13 protein-coding genes are annotated in these 15,723 nt (G+C 55.9%); 8 read left to right on the top strand and 5 right to left on the bottom strand.

The window, feature by feature from the left end; translation table 11 throughout:
* The first annotated feature begins 320 nt into the window (after positions 1-320).
* Entirely contained in the window at positions 321-1,412 is a 1,092-nt protein-coding gene (locus V6L79_RS06215) for a DUF6515 family protein (protein WP_261740827.1), read from the top strand.
* On the opposite strand, the gene V6L79_RS06220 is transcribed toward V6L79_RS06215, so the two are convergent.
* The gene (locus V6L79_RS06220; protein ID WP_338579936.1) at positions 1,406-2,305 is read right to left on the bottom strand and encodes a cation diffusion facilitator family transporter; all 900 of its coding nucleotides are present in this window, start codon (positions 2,303-2,305) and stop codon (positions 1,406-1,408) included. The two genes, V6L79_RS06215 and V6L79_RS06220, sit on opposite strands and share 7 nt — an antisense overlap.
* 29 nt (positions 2,306-2,334) lie before the next feature.
* Positions 2,335-2,754, bottom strand: a complete 420-nt coding sequence (locus tag V6L79_RS06225) for a polyribonucleotide nucleotidyltransferase (protein WP_261740829.1) — start codon at positions 2,752-2,754, stop codon at positions 2,335-2,337.
* Between the two features lie 98 nt (positions 2,755-2,852).
* Between V6L79_RS06225 and V6L79_RS06230 the strand changes: the two genes are divergently transcribed.
* The 6 genes from V6L79_RS06230 (at position 2,853) to hrpB (ending at position 11,073) form a co-directional block, all read left to right on the top strand.
* Positions 2,853-3,302, top strand: a complete 450-nt coding sequence (locus tag V6L79_RS06230; protein ID WP_405046611.1) for a DEAD/DEAH box helicase — start codon at positions 2,853-2,855, stop codon at positions 3,300-3,302.
* A gap of 526 nt (positions 3,303-3,828) precedes the next feature.
* Complete coding sequence (locus V6L79_RS06235; protein WP_338579937.1) at positions 3,829-5,700, top strand: P-loop NTPase fold protein; 1,872 nt, start codon at positions 3,829-3,831, stop codon at positions 5,698-5,700.
* Positions 5,681-6,574: a Qat anti-phage system associated protein QatB gene (qatB, locus tag V6L79_RS06240; protein WP_338579938.1), complete on the top strand. Its 894-nt coding sequence runs from the start codon at positions 5,681-5,683 to the stop codon at positions 6,572-6,574. Before V6L79_RS06235 ends, qatB begins: the two co-directional genes overlap by 20 nt.
* Positions 6,571-7,839 carry a Qat anti-phage system QueC-like protein QatC gene (gene qatC / locus V6L79_RS06245; RefSeq protein WP_016779301.1) on the top strand — a complete coding sequence of 423 codons (1,269 nt, stop codon included), beginning with the start codon at positions 6,571-6,573 and terminating at the stop codon, positions 7,837-7,839. Before qatB ends, qatC begins: the two co-directional genes overlap by 4 nt.
* Positions 7,840-8,016: 177 nt before the next feature.
* Positions 8,017-8,439, top strand: coding sequence for a hypothetical protein (locus tag V6L79_RS06250; RefSeq protein ID WP_029611212.1), 423 nt, complete (start codon positions 8,017-8,019; stop codon positions 8,437-8,439).
* 99 nt (positions 8,440-8,538) lie between these two features.
* Positions 8,539-11,073, top strand: a complete 2,535-nt coding sequence (gene hrpB / locus V6L79_RS06255) for an ATP-dependent helicase HrpB (RefSeq protein WP_338579939.1) — start codon at positions 8,539-8,541, stop codon at positions 11,071-11,073.
* Between the two features lie 112 nt (positions 11,074-11,185).
* Here hrpB and V6L79_RS06260 read toward each other — a convergent pair whose 3' ends face one another.
* Together V6L79_RS06260 and V6L79_RS06265 are read right to left on the bottom strand one after the other, a co-directional pair.
* Complete coding sequence (locus V6L79_RS06260) at positions 11,186-11,650, bottom strand: helix-turn-helix domain-containing protein (protein ID WP_338579940.1); 465 nt, start codon at positions 11,648-11,650, stop codon at positions 11,186-11,188.
* Between the two features lie 190 nt (positions 11,651-11,840).
* Positions 11,841-12,200, bottom strand: a complete 360-nt coding sequence (locus V6L79_RS06265; protein WP_338579941.1) for a 3'-5' exonuclease — start codon at positions 12,198-12,200, stop codon at positions 11,841-11,843.
* A gap of 950 nt (positions 12,201-13,150) precedes the next feature.
* On the opposite strand from V6L79_RS06265, the gene V6L79_RS06270 reads away from it, so the two are divergent.
* Entirely contained in the window at positions 13,151-15,355 is a 2,205-nt protein-coding gene (locus V6L79_RS06270) for a hypothetical protein (protein ID WP_338579942.1), read from the top strand.
* 124 nt (positions 15,356-15,479) lie between these two features.
* Here the strand turns inward: V6L79_RS06270 and V6L79_RS06275 are convergent, their stop codons facing one another.
* The gene (locus V6L79_RS06275; RefSeq protein WP_338579943.1) at positions 15,480-15,674 is read right to left on the bottom strand and encodes an AbrB/MazE/SpoVT family DNA-binding domain-containing protein; all 195 of its coding nucleotides are present in this window, start codon (positions 15,672-15,674) and stop codon (positions 15,480-15,482) included.
* Positions 15,675-15,723: the final 49 nt, after the last annotated feature.

A 15,723-nucleotide genomic window follows, 5' to 3' on the forward strand; every position in this document is an offset into this window, starting at 1 on the left:
CTCAGGCCTATTCTTATTACCAGAATCACTGCCCGGACATAGAGTCCACAGCGGCCCGCCGAATCAGGCCAGCCGCGGCCGCCAACCCCATAGGGTTGCCCCGGCCCCCGGGCTACGCACTGTCCAGAAGACGGCGCGAGGTGAGCCAACATCACAAGTGTTGAGCCAGGACGAAATTTTTTGAAGAAGCAAAGGGCGACCGACGGGTCGCCCTTTTTTTCGTCTGCCAAAAATAAGTTGCGTTGCAGCGTGCTTGGCGTAGAACCGGTTCTCGAATTTCCAGTCTTATATTTAGGCCCTATCTCGCAGTGAGAATCAGCATGAAATCGCGTATCTGGCGTTTGGCTACAGTTGGCTTGCTCTTTGTGAGTGTCAGTGGCCAGGTGCTGGCCGAAGAGCCGCGAGGTGAGCAGAACCCGGTTCACGCTCACCCTAATAACGGGCAGCAACACGGGCCGCAAGGGCAGGGTGGTAATAACCAGCCGCGCCCGGAGCGTGAACAGGGCCGCCCGCAAGGCAACCCCGGCAACCAGCCTGGCAGGGAGCATGTTCAGCCTGCTGTGGAGCATAATCAACCGCGTGTAGAGCACATTCAGCCCAACCCTGTGCGTAGCGAACCGCCTGCTGGGCAATGGCAGGGGCGTGCGCATCAGGAGGTAAATGGCCAGGGCCATCCGGCCCCACCGGTCAATAACCTGCCGATCCAGCCTCGTCCCAGTGCCGTGCAGCAAACCGAAGCCCCGAACCGCGGCGGCAATCAGAATTGGCATGGCGGTGGTTCAACTCCTAGCCCAACGCCAGGCCCAAGACCGGGTTACAACCAGGGAGCCAATAACAGCCATCCCAATGACCAGCGCTGGGCCGGTCGTCCGTCCGGACATGGCAATGGCTGGGGTTCAGGGCCGAAATATCGCCCGGGCTATATGGTCGACCGGTTCCCCGATCGGCACTGGCAAGTGCCTTATCGTGGTCAGAATTACTTCTTTTCAGGCGGCTACTGGTATCGCCCACAAGGGCCTCGTTACATCGTGGTTCAGCCACCGTACGGGATTCGCGTAGGGTATTTGCCCGACTATGCACAAGAACTGTGGATCGGCAGCACCCTGATGTTTCTGGCCGCTGGCGCCTATTACGAGTATCAGCCCGCGACTCAGGATTACATTGTGGTCCAGCCCCCGGCTGCAGCCCCGCAACCGGTGAGCAACGGCTATGACGTCGTGGCCTACCCGGCGAACGGCCAAAGCCCTGCGCAAGTCAGTCAGGATGGCTACGAATGTTATCGCTGGGCTGTGACTCAAAGCGGCTTTGACCCGGCCAAAGTGACCTATGCACCTTCACCGACAGTGGTGCAAACCTACCGGCAGGCGCAAGGCAACTGCCTGAGCAGCCGCGGGTATCAGGTCAATTATTGAGGGACGGGTTGGGGTTTGACCACTTCCTGCGGGTCGGCGTGCACCAGCACCTCGGCCCGAGGGTAGACCTTTGCAATGGCTTCGGCGGCACGGTCACAAATGGTGTGGGCCGCCGACAACGTCAGCTCACCTGGCAGTTCAAGGTGCAACTGCACAAACCAGATGTTGCCCGAGATACGTGTGCGCAGGTCGTGAGCGCCGAGCACGCCGGGCACCCCACAGGCCAGCTTCAGCATGTCATCGCTGACGTTGCTCGGTAACTCTTCGTCCATCAATACCGCAAAACTCTCACGGGCAATCTGGATGGCGCTCCAGAGGATATACACCGCGATTCCCAGACCAAACCATGCATCGAGTTGCGGGAAACCCACACTGGCCAATACCAGTGCCACCAAAATACTGCCATTGAGCATCAAGTCCGAGCGGTAATGCAGCGAGTCTGCGCGCACTGCGTTTGAGCCCGTGGCCTTGACCACCCGATGTTGCAGCACCAGCAATGCCACGGTCATCACCAGCGAAAATACGATGACGCCGATCCCGATCCAGGGCGCGCCCACAGGCTCGGGGTTTTTCAGTCGTTCGAAGGCCTGAAAGGCAATCAACACCGCACTCACACCGATAAACAGCGCTTGCGCCATGCCCGCCAGCGATTCGGCCTTGCCGTGGCCGTAGCGGTGATCTTCATCGGCGGGGCGCAGCGCGTAATGCACAGCCAGCAAGTTGAGAAACGAGGTCACGCCATCAAGCAGCGAGTCGGTCAGGCCGGCGAGCATGCTGATCGAACCGCTGAGCCACCAGGCGACGGCCTTGGTCACGATTAACAGACCCGCCACCGCCACCGACGCGCGGGTGGCCAGACGTAACAGGCGAGCGTGTTCCGGGCTGCTGGTCATAGAGCTTCCTTTTTTTGCTGGCAACGGCTTCAGGCGGCCGGCTGCAAACCGTACATGGCCAACTGCTGTGCGCTGCCCTTGTGTTGGATCAGGCGCGGGTCATTCAACGGGAAGCTGCGGCCCAGCTCGCTTTCGAGAATGGCCTGAAGCTTGGCGTTATCCACTTTGCCGTCTGCACCGATGGCTTCGCGCAGTTTTTCCGGGGCGATTTGTGCGGTTTTTCCCGGTGGGAAATAAATCGCGCCAGTAGCGAAGTCGACACCGAATGCGATCAAGCCCGGGATCACATAAAACAGCAGGCCTACGGCATCGAGCACCGCAATCATCGGATCGATCTTGCCGTCGATTTGACCGCGACGATCGGGGAAGAAAATACTGCCGCAGGCAGTCAATTGGGTGAACAGGGCCGCAACCACGACCCCGCCGATCACACGGGAAGACATTCGCATACAAAAACCTCAAGGACACTTAAAGGAGTGGATCATTAAGACCGCGCTTAATGCCCAACTGTTCGCCGTTATACTCGTCGCTCTGTTCTGGAGCCACCATGATTTCTTTGCCGATTGATGAAGTTTTACCTGCGCTGCGTCTGGCCTTGGCCGAGCGCCACGAAGCCGTGCTTGAAGCCCCGCCAGGCGCAGGTAAGACCACCCGTGTTCCGCTGGCCCTGCTCAACGAGCCGTGGCTCGCGGGTCAGAAGATCCTGATGCTCGAGCCCCGGCGTCTCGCTGCCCGTGCAGCGGCCGAGCGTCTGGCCAGCGAACTGGGTGAAAAAGTCGGCGAAACCGTAGGATATCGGATTCGGCTCGAAAGCAAAGTCGGTCCCAATACCCGCATTGAAGTCGTCACCGAAGGCATCCTCACCCGTCGCTTGCAGCACGACCCGGCACTGGAGGGGGTGGGCCTGCTGATTTTCGACGAGTTCCATGATTTGCTGATTTGTTCTGTTTCTGCTTTTGCTTATCAGGATAATCAATCACCGCCCACAAGGCATTGATGCTCCTGCTCCTTCTTCCCCTTTAGCTCCATCATCCTGCGATTTCTTTACCCACCTCCCCGATATGCTAGGTGAAGTAGGGTGCGCTATGTCGTCGCAATCCGAGTGATTTCCTTGGATCAGCAGCAGATTGAAATTCATGAACTTGAGAGTGGATGACAAGTGGATGACAAAGGCAAGATCTGGAGGGAAGAAGGCGGATGCGGGTTCAGCACGGTCACCCCATAGAGTGACGACGTCCTAATCCCGTCCTGACGCACCTATAATTCACCTTCCCTTCCAAATTCCGCAGTCACACCCTGTCATCATCCCGCCCCCGCCCTCATTTGAGTAATCTCAAGCGATACTACTCTCGCCATCTTCAGGCTGAACGAACGCTGAAAGTGGGTTGTTACCTCACCCTGAACAACCTTGCTGAGAACTCACAACCCGAAACGCTGTGGTAGTGGCCAATTGCTCAGCACGAGGGCTACTATGGCGCGTTGTTGCCATCGCTTCACGTCAAAGACTTCCAGGGAGGGTCGCTATGTGGGTTGATAACGAGACGGAAGTAGACTTCCTTAATTTCTCTGGGGTTGCTGACACAGTTGCCGAGATCGTCTATCAGGCGAACGGCCGTCCAATTTCCATCGGCGTGTCCGGTGCTTGGGGAGCGGGCAAGTCGTCGATGATCAAGCTGATCCAGGCGTCCCTTAAAGACCCGCCCGAGCGCAATGAGAAGCAGGCTAAGGACTTCGTGTTCGTCGAGTTCAATGCGTGGCTATACCAGGGCTACGACGACGCCCGAGCCGCCCTAATGGATGTGATCGCATCACGCCTAGAGGCTGAGGCCCAGAAGCGAGCAAAGGGGCTGCAAAAAGCAGCTGAGTTGGTATCACGTGTCGATTGGTTGCGTGCTGCGAAGCTCGCCAGCAGCACGGCCATTTCGTTTGCGACTGGTGCACCGACACCTGGGCTGCTGGGCGAGATCATCGGGCTGGTTGATCGACTTCGATCCGGAACGGTTGATCAGGACACGATTGAAACACTGCACGACACTGCTGAGCAGGCCAAGCAGGAGGCTGAGAAACTCTTTCATAGCGCGCCTCCCAAGAAGTCTCCACCGAAAGAGATTCAAGCGCTCAGGGATAATTTTGAGGCTATCTTGGATGAGCTGGGTGTTACGCTGGTCGTGCTGATCGACGACTTGGATCGCTGTCTACCCGAAACGACGATTTCTACACTGGAAGCCATCCGACTCTTCCTGTTCCTGCGCAACACGGCATTCGTGATTGCCGCTGACAACGAGATGATCAAGCACGCCGTTCGCAAGCACTTCAGCGGTGTGCCTGACGATGTCCTCGTCACCAGCTACTTCGACAAGCTGATTCAGGTGCCGATTAGGGTTCCTCCTCTGGGCACCCAGGAAGTCAGGGCCTACATGATGATGCTGTTCTTGGAGAACAGCACGCTCCCCAAGGACGTGCTCGAAGAAATCCGTATCAAAGTACGCGGGCAGCTTCGGACAACTTGGCAGGGTAGTCGGGTAGATCGCGCCTTTATGCAAGGCTTGTACAACGACTACCCAACAGAGCTGATCGGCAAGTTTGACACTGCTGAGCGCCTGGCCGCTGTCATGACGTCGGCTTCTGGTATCCAGGGCAATCCCCGACTCATCAAGCGTTTCCTGAACGCCCTAGCTATCCGGATGAGCATCTCTCGCGCCCAAGGTGTCGGTGTCGACGAGGCTGTGCTGGTTAAGCTGATGCTGTTCGAGCGAAGCGGCAATCCCAAGGCTTACGAGGAACTGATGAAGGCCGTGGCTACCGACAAAAATGGCAAGCCAGCCATGCTCGGCGAGTGGGAAGCGGATATCAAAAAAGGCAAGAATCTGTCACTGCTGCAGCCCTGGGATCAGCTTTTCGTGAAAGAGTGGCTAGCTCTGCCTCCTGCATTGGCGGACAAAGACCTGCGTGGAGCGATTTACGTCAGTCGTGAGCATGCGCCGATCATTACGGACGAAGATCGGCTTTCGTCGGAAGCAGCGGAGTTGCTGACCGCGCTACTCGAAACGCCGGGAATGGCCATGCATCTCAAAAGCCGGTTGGCGCTCATCGCACCGGTCGAGATCAACGTGCTGATGGATCGCCTCCTGGATAAGGCGGGCGGTGAGCAAGAGTGGGGCGTGCCAGACATTCTTGAAGCTTTGCTGGTTGTTGGACGGCTTGATGCCCAGCAGGGGCATCGACTGGCTGCATTTCTGAAGGAGCGTCCGCCTGCCCAAATCCAAGCGGGTATTGTGCCGAAGCTAACCGATGAAACATGGGCAAAGTCGGTGTACGAATTCTGGCTGACGGCTGACGTCAGCGGGCCGGTGAAGGCTGCAATAAGGAAATTCGATGGGAACCTCACAAAATAACGATGGGCCTGGAAAAGGCCTGCCGTTTGTACCGCCGTGGACACCTCCGCTGCCGCCGTTACCTCCTAAGCCGCCAGAGCCTCCGGAGGATGACCCTCATGACGATGGGCCACCTGAACCGGATAAGGACGAGCCTAAAGACGGCGATGACGTTGTCGATGATCCCAGGCCAATGCCGCAGGCACCTCCACCCCTAGCGCCGCCAGGGCGATTCGGTGGTGCCCGACGTGGCCTTGGCGACTACGCGAGCAATGGTGATCGCGGTAGCTTGCGCAAGAGCCTTCGGGAGTATGTGCGTCATGGGTACGGCGGCGCCAAAACCACCACTGCTCGCTTTGGCGGCACTGCGTCGATCGCGGGTGTGTTTGGCAACACGCTGGAAGCTGTCGCTGGTAGTAATAATCAAACCGGCCCAGCCGTGCTTGATCCTGCCCTGTGGCAGGGCAAATCTGCTTCTGAGGTCATGGATGCGCTGGTTGAAGCGGTGCGTCCAGTGGACGGTACCCAAGATGCAGAGGCCGAGCGTGCTTCCATTCGAGGCTCGCTTTCTGATGTTCTAGTGCGTTATCCAGATGCCGATCTACTCAATCTGTCGGTTGAGCAGCGGGAGTTTGCCATCGAGCGTTTTACTGCGATGGACGTGTTCCATCGGTTTGAGCTCGACCTAGGCAAAACTATCCAGGAAAAGGCCAAGTCGGCGTCCATTGCAGTGCGTCGCTTGAAGGAGATCAAGGATTACATCAGAGAGTGCGTCTCCGCATCGTTCCGCAAGATCGCTGCATCGAGTGCGCGTTTGACCACGGGTCGAATATCCCAGATGGTCACGCAAGCGTTGCAAGACACCTTTGAAGTGTTTGAGGGGTACGTAGAATGAAATTCGTGTGCGGCCCAGTTGGCTTCAGTGTGCCGGGCGCCGAAGATGCCATTCAGGTGGTGATCTACGGCAAGGCAGAGAAAGGGCAGGTAAGCGTAGGTGGTTATGCTCGAGAGCTTCTGGAGAAAGCCCACCTGGAGATCAATCCCCAAGCTTGGGATTTCCTAAGCATTGCGCTTGCGGTAGTGGCGGCAGACTTCACTGCTATTCGGGCAAAGAGCGCTGATGCTTGGACGCGCGTGATCAATCTCGAGATCGCCGTTCAGGATACGGTTTTCTGGAATAGCCAGGCGCGAGCACTTGAAGGGGCTTTGCGTTTCCTCACCACGGATCGTTGGACGCTTTCTTTCCATGCGGGCGGTTTTGGCCCTCCTGCTCAGCTGCAGGCCTTGCACCCAAGCGAAGATTCAGTGGTGCTGCTGTCGGGCGGGCTAGACAGCTTGATTGGTGCCATCGACTTGGTGGAGCAGGGCGTGAAGCCTTACGCGGTTAGCCAGATTGTGAGAGGCGATGGAGAGAAGCAGGCCACCTTCGCGAAGAGCCTGGGCTTGAACCGGATTGGCCTCAATCACGTTACCAAGTCCCCTGGCCAACAAGAGCCTTCGCAGCGTGCGCGCTCAATCATTTTCTTGGCATTTGGACTAGCGGTGGCGACCTCGCTTGATCGTTACCATCGGGGTGAGACAGTCCCACTCTACATCTGTGAGAACGGCTTCATTGCCATTAACCCTCCCTTAACGATGTCGAGGTTGGGGAGCCTGAGCACAAGAACAGCACATCCTGAGTACCTTGGACGGCTCCAACAGATCTTTGATGCTGCCAGCATCAATGTGCAAATCCGAAACCCTTATGCCCTAATGACCAAGGGTGAAATGCTCGCCGCATGCCGAAACCAAGAGCTGCTTAAAGAGCATGCTGTGGCCTCAACCAGTTGCGGGCGTTTCCAACGTTTCGGCTACAAGCACTGTGGGCGGTGTGTGCCTTGCCAGGTGCGGCGTGCTTCCTTCAAACGCTGGGCTGCGATAGGCGACGACACCCGGTATGTTTACGACAACCTAAGTCAGGATGATCTGCAGCACGGGAAGTTTGAGGACGTCCGATCTGTTGGCATGGCGTTAGCCAATGTTGCCCAAGAGGGATTTGAGCACTGGCTGGGACATTGTCTCTTTTCGCCCTTTATCCAGGATCGAGCTGGCTACAATGCGATGCTTGCTAGAGGATTGAACGAGCTTGGCCACCTGCACCGGGCCTACCAAATCACCTAGCTGATTCATCGCAACGCCTCGTAAAGCTCAGTGCGAGTCGATGCTGTGCTTCAAGTGCGGCATCGACATAGGTAACCTCACGGGTTGACCTTTACAAGGCCGTGAAGGCTGATGTGCGCTGGTAAGTCAGCTAGGGAGTACCTTTTTACGACAGTAATGAGATCTGTGGAGAAGTGCATGTTGGATGCTGGGTTTTTCGATCCGCGTATGCCGTGGTGCTTTGAGCAGGTCGCGCAGGATTACAGCCAGAAGCTCGCCGCGCTTGGTAAATGGCTTTTTGTGGGGAGTGGTGCGTTGTTTTTTGTTCCGCTAACCCAGTGGATGGCACTTGGATTGGCCGGTGCTCTGCTTGTGACTGCTGTCATCCTGGGGCGTGCTTACAATGAGCATGTCGATGAATTCATCAAGCACACTTCGGTTGCAAATCTCGTCAAGATCTTCGCTCCAACGTGGCGATACATGCTCATTACGAGCCTTCTTCTCGGGGTTGGCTTAGGACTGAATGAGTGGAGTTTCTTCGCCGAGCATAAGCAGATCATTATTGGTTTGTTTGTTTCGGGCGGGATTCTGGATGTGGCAAAAGGCTTCTTCAGCAACTGAAGAATGGCGGGTAACGGGCCGGTTTGGCCAGTAATCTGCCACGCAGAGCCGCTACCAGACGAACCTTTGTATACTGCCCCGCATGTCGCAGGAGTACACATGAGTTCATTGCCGATCAATGCCGCGTTGCCGGCTCTTCTTGAAGCCCTCCACAAACGAGATGAAGTGGTGCTCCAAGCACCGCCAGGTGCCGGTAAGACGACGCTCGTCCCGCTCGCTTTGCTCGACGAGCCTTGGCTGCGAGGGCAGACGATTATCATGCTCGAGCCACGACGGCTTGCAGCGCGCGCAGCTGCGGAGCGAATGGCCAGTGAGCTTGGTGAGAAGGTCGGTGAGACCGTTGGGTACCGCATTCGCCTGGATAGTAAGGTCGGGCCGAAGACGCGAATTGAGGTGGTGACAGAGGGGATCCTGGCGCGCCGTCTGCAGAGCGATCCTTCTCTCGACGGTGTCGGCTTGGTGATCTTCGATGAATTCCACCTCCGAAATTTGGATGCGGATCTAGCCCTAGCTCTGACTCTCAATAGCCGCGAACTCTTCCGCGATGATGCACCACTGAAGGTGCTGCTGATGTCGGCAACACTTGAAGGGGAGAGGCTATCGCGCTTGCTTGATGATGCTCCAATCGTGACCAGCGAGGGCCGGATGTTTCCGGTTAAGACGATCTGGAGCAAGCCCCAACAGCCGGGTGAGTACATCGAGCCGCGAGTCATCAGTGCGTGCTTGGATGCGCTCGCTGAACAGACCGGCAGCGTGCTGGTCTTCCTTCCAGGCCAAGCGGAGATTCGTCGAGTCGTGACGGGCTTGGAAGAGGCTCTGAGCAACTCTCCATCCCTTCAGCCTGACGTACTTCTTTGCCCTCTTCACGGCGAGCTCGACCTGAATCAGCAGCGGGCTGCGATTGATCCTGCCCCACCAGGAAAGCGGAAGGTAGTACTGGCAACGAACATCGCTGAGACGAGTATTACCATCGACGGTGTGCGTGTCGTTATCGATGCAGGACTTGAGCGGGTTCCTCGCTTCGACCCTCGCAGCAGTATGACCCGCTTGGACACTCAACGCATATCCAAAGCAAGTGCAACTCAGCGCGCTGGTCGAGCAGGCCGAATCGAGCCAGGTGTGTGCTATCGACTCTGGTCTGAAGCCCAGCATGATCAGATTCCCGCTTTCAGTTCACCTGAAATTCAGCAGGCAGATCTCACAGGCTTAGCTCTCCAATTGACGAAGTGGGGCGTGCAGCCGGGTGACCTGAAGTGGCTTGATGCTCCGCCCGCAGCTGCTTACTCCCAAGCGAGCGATTTGCTTCGGCGCCTTGGCGCGTTGCAACCAGATGGGCAACTGACAAAGCACGGGCAAGCTATGGCAGAGCTGCCGAGTCATCCACGGATTGCTCATCTCCTGTTGCGAGGTCACGAGCTGGGTCTGACTGAGACGGCGTGTAACATTGCAGCGTTGCTCGGCGAGCGCGATATTCAGCGTGGTGGTGGAGCAGACCTTCACAGCCGTTTGGCCATCATGTCTGGTGAGCAGAGAGCACAGCGCGGCGAGCAAGGGGGGGGGCAACGCGCTAAGCAACTCGCTAGGCAATATCGGTCATTCTTGCGCGGCCAAGCATCGCAGCCAGTCGCTGATTCAAACCACCCTCAATGGGTGGGCTGCCTGCTGGCCTTGGCCTATCCCGATCGGGTAGCGCAACAGCGCCGCGCTGGCGGGGCTGAGTATCGTTTGGCGAATGGTCGTGCGGCGATGTTCACCGAGACCGACGTGCTGATGAAGCATTCGTGGCTGGTGATCGCTGACTTGGGTAGCCGACAGGGGCAGCGGGAAGAGCGAATCTACCTCGCGGCCGACTTGGACGAAGCATTGTTCGAGACTGTGCTGAAAGAACAGGTTACCCAGGTGGACGAGCTCTACTGGGATGAGCGGGAGGGTGCTTTGCGCGCTGAGCGACAAGCGAAAGTAGGGGAGTTGATTTTGTCCCGCTCACAACTGGCCAACCTGGGCGATGAGGCTCGTGTACAGGCGTTGCTTAACTTTGTTCGTCGTAAGGGTTTGGAGCTTTTGCCCTGGACGCCCGAGCTTCGCCAGTGGCAGGCGAGGGTGGAGTTGCTGCGCATATTGGATGAAGAGTCGGGTAACCGAAGTGAGTGGCCCGACCTACGTGATGAGGCATTGCTGCAGTCCCTGGAAGAGTGGTTGGGGCCATATGTCGGTAAAGTCACTCGCCTCAGTCATTTTGGCCAGCTCGACTTATCGTCCGTCCTGCGCAACCTTCTGCTCTGGCCTCTTCCGCAGCAGCTTGATTCCCAGGCGCCCCAGACGGTTTCGGTACCGTCTGGATCGAATATTCGAATCGACTACAGTGAGCGACCTCCGGTTCTTGCAGTGCGACTCCAGGAGCTGTTCGGGCAATTGGATACGCCACGCATTGCGAATGGACGACAGGTGCTCAAGCTGCATCTTCTGTCACCGGCACGCCGTCCGGTACAGGTTACTCAGGACTTGGCGAACTTCTGGGCGTCGACCTACATCGAGGTGAAGAAGGATTTAAAGGGTAGGTACCCAAAGCATTTTTGGCCTGATGACCCTTTGATAGCGGAAGCTACCGCACGAGCTAAACCGAGAGGAACATAGCTAGGCTTCAGGCAATATATAGGCATCGTATTTTAACTCTGCGAAATGAGAGCTTGTTTACCGGTTGGCAGTTGATAGAGCGTGGCGAAGTCAAAGGTCAGCCCCCGAAGGATCAGTCCTTCTGCCAATACCGCTGAACCGTCGATGTGGGCAGGCCTAGTTCACGGGCAGCTTCCGCTTGGGTCTTGCCCTGCTTTCTCAGGTTAATCACAGCACTGACGCTCTGGGCGTTCGCTCGAGTGCCACGACCGCGCTTTTTCAACGCGCCATCCTGCATTTGATCCTCCATGATATTGAGCCCCCCCGAGTCTATGAAGCAAAGGAGTTCCTTTTGCGCCTTTTTCAACTCGGACTCGGGAGATTCTTTGTCACGGATCGCCAAGCACAACGCCATGAGCGTAAGAAGGTTGATACCGAGCGTCTCGGCCACTTTTACAAGGGTCGGTAGCGTAGCCTGAATTTTCCCTTGTTCCAGCAAGCTTAGGTTGCTCTGGCTGATAGTCCCTGCTAGGGCTTCATAACCTAATCCTTTCAGTTTCCGGATGGTGCGTAGGGTGATGGCTAGCTCTTCCTTCACGTTCAGTATCTCAAAAGGAAGAATAGAGCCACAGTCGTGCAGGCCTACCAAATATCATTTGTTGTTATTGGTGGGCTGCTTCCTTATCATGTCCATTCAATGGGCGGCGCGCTGACCCGCAAATTGGGGATGCTTCAGCAGCTTCCCTACCCAGCCAAACCAAGCCCAACGACTCTACCGTTTGCTTAAGTTATTTTGGTCGATTGTCATACAAGCATGCATGCCATTTCCTGGCATTGAAATGGGGTAAGCCTTCGAGTAGGGAAGGGCACGCAGCAAACCCTGCGTCCCGCTCAAGCTGCCTTGCATCATAGTCACCCCACGAAGCCCAAGCTGCATTTGGATATCGCGCAATAAACACTCCTAACTCCTGGCCAACATCGGCATAGATTCCTGCGCTGTCCACATCTGCTTGTTGAATTGATGTGAGCTGTTTGCAGAAGTCGGTGAGGACAGGATTGATCTGCGGTCGAACGGAGCGCTGGAACTCATCGACGATCTCAAGCGATTCCAAATCGATTACCACCAAGCCAATCTCAATCGTTTCCATCTGATCAGGGACGACTGCGAGCGGCGTTGCTGCTCATGGCAGGATTTCCTTACTTTGATTTGTCCAAGATACATCGACACGTGCATACAGCCATGTTCTGACGGATTAGGGTGGTGATGAGGTTGGCTAGCGTACCTGATGATCCGGCGACTTGGGGAGATGATGGCCTAGAGCTTCACGACCCGTATGGGCGAGCTCTGGACGGTCTATTGTAAGTAGCCACTCCCTGCTGAATACGTTAGCAAGCTAGATTGGGTTGCCAATCGATATCGGTATCAGTGAATATCAAATACGGCTTGTTTCGAATATTTATGATGGCGGTGTCGACCTAATTGTCTTTGAAAATCTTCAATATGTTGTTAAAATCTTCTAGCGGTGTGGATGTGGCAGTAGAAAAGCGTATAATTTTTTACAGTGTAGCTGTATAAATTCTCTCGCCTTGGTTGAAGGCTCTGTGCCACAATCACCTTATCCAATGTGCTTGGTTCCTAGCCGCCCATCCTTGATGGGGCAAGACCACGCTAGCGAAGTGAACCAATCAGCCGTTGGGATTCAGCCTGAAATCTCCTTACGTTGTCGTTTGAACCTGGAAGCGCATGCTCGGTCTGACGTCACGTAGCTTAAGCATGTCGGTGACAGCCGTGTGTTGAGTAGTGAGTTTTTGGTTGTCGCCTAGGGGGGCGATGACCGCAGGCAGCGAAATTTTCCGTTGGGGAGACTCAAGATGAGCTTAGAGCGATTGGTAGCAGAAGCACGTGGCCGCATGGGGGAAAACCGCGAGGAGCGCCTCCGTCAAACGCGTGAACGATCTGATGCATTCAACAAGCGTCTGGCACACGAGTTCAAAACACAAGAAGTGACCCGCGAGCTGCTAGCCAAGACCTGCAGCCTATAATCTCGACCTCTACGAAAAAGGCAGCCGACAGGCTGCTTTTTTTTGCGCGACCATAATGACTCCATACCTCATTTCCAAATTCGCTGAGCCGACGCTTGCTGCTTTGATCCATGAGTGTTTCGGCTACGATCACGCTGACATCTTCCACAAGCCGCAGATCAACTACATCTTTCGGTACCTCGCGCAGTTCAATCCAACCCCTGAAAAGGATGCGGAGAGCACGATCCTGCTAGAACCGAAGTACATTGATCGCGACTTCATGGAGGACTATTCAAACTTCTATGTAGGTCGCTTCGGTAACGACGGGTATCAGTGCGCGCGCCTGCATTTCTTCAGCTGCTCGCTGAAGCATGAGATTGTCAATGCCATCCTGCACGGCGAGCCCAAGAAAGACAAAGATGCCGCATGGCTGCAGAAGCATTACCTGGGCTTCATGATCATCAAGCCTTTAACCAAGACATTCGTAGGCAAAACCTGCTTGCGTCACCTGGGTGATACTGCTGAGGGTGCCGGCACCAAGCGCAAGCTTTCGAAGCGGTACGATGTCGACTTGTTCGGCGTGAAGCTTCACGTCAATTCGATTGCCTTCCAGGAGCAGGACAAAGTGGTGGCCGCTTGTGCGACTACCGCCATTTGGACAGCCTTACATAGCTTGCCTGGCCGATGCGTCAAAGGTATACGCTCATGCAGCGAAATCACCACTGCAGCGCTCAATTACGTTCGCGGATCGAGCAACGGCTTCCCCAATCAGGGACTGAGTAACAAGCAGATTTTGCGAGCGCTGGATGTAGAAGGGATCCGTTACCACGATGCCAATCTTACGTCTCGAACCCCGGCATGGTTCCGTGGTTTTGTCTCTGCATACATAGATAGTGACCTGTCCGTCATGCTGACCGGTGACGTTTACAGGCTCAAGGTGGTGAAAAACGAGAGCGGTGAAGTCACCCGAAAAAAACTGGTGTTCATGGGCCAGCATGCGATCACTACTCTCGGGTACGATTTCCGAGGCGATTCGGACTGGGTGTACGTGCACGATGACAGGATCGGCCCCTACGCCCGCGCTGAGCTGACCACCGTGGGTGAGCTCGTCGGCCCTGGTGCCGAACGCAAGTTGAGGAATCGTTGTGCCTTGGTGATGCGTGTGCGAAATCTCGATGAGGAATGGGAAGAGGTCATTGTCCCAGACGTCTCCATCGTCCCGGTGGATAGGAAGGCGCGGCTGCAATATGCCTTCGCACGCGCAACGGCCGATCGGATCATCACTGAGGTAGAAGCCTGGATGGAAAAGGTCACTATCACTGCCGAGGAATTCCGCTGCGACATCAAGCTTTCCTCGATCCATCGAGTGCGTGATGATGTGCTGGAGCACAAAGCCCCCTATCAAGCGGGAGAGTCGACGCTGGAAGGCAACCATGTCGTCGACGCACTTCGCATGGAGATGTGGGCTGAAGAAAAAGTGCGCTTCCTCACGAATCATCTCGCCAGGCTACAGTGGCAATTGGATTTTCACTGGGGGAATCGACATGTCTTCCGCGTGTTGCTTGATGCGACCGATATACCTTTGGGGAACGCCATCTCAGGCGTCTATCGCTTCGACCCTGTGTATGCTGATCTCATCCTGCAGGGGTTCGATGAGCAAGTCCTGAAAGGTAGCGTCACTGTCGACATTGGCGAGCAGCACTTCTACAACGCTTTCCTCAAAGCGCTGAAGCGTCGACACGACCACTACGAAGATCATTTGAACAGTCACTACGGTGCTATCCGGGCGCCGAACTACATCAAGCCAGATGAGGTTTCGAAGACCGGGGAGGGCACCAACGAAACGATGCTTCGCTTCTTCGACCCGCAGGACGAATCGCTGGTCTCCTTGTATCCCGAAGTTGCAGGGGATCCGAATCGATGGTTGATCTGGGCGGTTGGCAAGGACGGAAGCTTGTTCGTGGCGGAAGACATCTCGGAGCCCGTTGTCTTAGGGCATCCGAGCATGACCGGTATGCAACCGGCTCGCATTGCGGGTGAGATGATCCTGGATCGCTCTTCGGGTGAACCTGTCTGGAAAGTCAACTCGGAATCGGGTCGTTACAGCAAAGACTATGCGAAGAGAGATGAATACCTGAGCTTTGCGATTCGGAAAATCCAGTCCTTCTTCCCCGATCGATTCAACAAAGGCCCGGCTCGCTCGGTCAATCAGGTGATCGAAAAACCGGTCGAAAATGAGCCGCCTCAACCTGTCGAGCAAGAATGCTCCGCGGCATTGTAGGGCGGTGCATTTGTTACCACGGCGCCTGCGACATTTTTTGAACAGTTCAGGCGCTGTGGAATCTGATCGTTTATTCGGGCCTTAGGCCCGGCTCGTCGAGTGACTGCTTTATTTCACCTCGGCGTTACCAAGCTTCAGTAAGTTCGTCGATGCGATCCGCGATCTGAGGCGTTTTTGATAGGATAAGGCAGCGCGCATTGCCGACGAACCCCTTGATCAGATACACCGCGTCGCCAACATCGAGTTCCAGCTCCTGCAACGCTTCATCGGGAATTCGAATCGCAACGTCATCATCCCATTCTTCAATCATGATCTTCATCGATGGCTTTCTCGCGTGTTTTCTCCCTGGTGAGCTCAGCCTGTGGTGA

The sequence above is a fragment of the Pseudomonas sp. ML2-2023-6 genome, assembly GCF_037055265.1.
GTDB lineage: Bacteria > Pseudomonadota > Gammaproteobacteria > Pseudomonadales > Pseudomonadaceae > Aquipseudomonas > Aquipseudomonas kulmbachensis.